We start from the raw sequence: 784 nt of genomic DNA, 5'->3' as shown, positions 1-784 counted from the left end.
AGCCCTGTTCGTGGAGTATGGTACTCATGGTGTGCCTGAAGCCGTGCCCGGTCGCTTTACCATCATAGCCAATACGCTTAATCACCTGATTAATGCTGGCCTCGCTCATTGACTTACCAGCATCATTCCTTCCAGGGAAAACATACTTCCCTCGCCCGGTAAGCTGGTGGATCTCTTCCAGCAACTCGCGAACCTGGCTCGAGAGAGGAACGAGATGTGGGCGCCGCATCTTCATTCGCTCTGCGGGGATATTCCAAACGCCTTTGTCAAAGTCGATATCAGCCCATTCAGAAGCACGGAGCTCAATTGTCCTGAGCCCAGTAAGCATAAGCAGGCGGGTAGCATTTCGAGTCACCACGCTGCCGCTATAGTCGTTCAGAGCTCGCAGAAAGTCAGGTATTTGTTCAACCGATAAATGAGGGAAGTGTTTTTGCTTCGGTGCTTTTAGAGTACTGGCGAGATCGACCACGGGATTATGTTCTGCTCTGCCGGTGATGACAGCATAGGTGAAGATCTGTCGGCAGGCTTGACGTGTCTTTTTGAGCTTATCAAGTACTCCACGTTGTTCCATCTTGCGAAGAACAGCCAACATATCAACGGGCTTAATATCAATGATCGACCGGGAGCCAATATAAGGAAAAATATCTTTTCTCAGATACTCCAGGATGTCGCTGGCATAGCCTGCTGACCAGTTCATCGATTTATGTTCATGCCATTCCAGCGCCAGTCTCTCAAAGCTGTTTGATACGGCCATCGCCCTGGCATGTTTTTTTTCCTGCTTTTC

General features: G+C 49.6%; 1 protein-coding gene. It reads right to left on the bottom strand.

The features are described 5' to 3' along the window. A partial coding sequence (locus CWM53_RS20100) for a tyrosine-type recombinase/integrase (protein ID WP_165785103.1) occupies positions 1 to 784 on the bottom strand: 784 nt, incomplete at both ends.

The organism is Klebsiella sp. A-Nf5 (assembly GCF_002810545.1).
GTDB lineage: Bacteria > Pseudomonadota > Gammaproteobacteria > Enterobacterales > Enterobacteriaceae > Klebsiella > Klebsiella variicola.
Note: the sequence above shows the minus strand (reverse complement) of the source record. Positions and strands in the feature narration are given on the sequence as shown.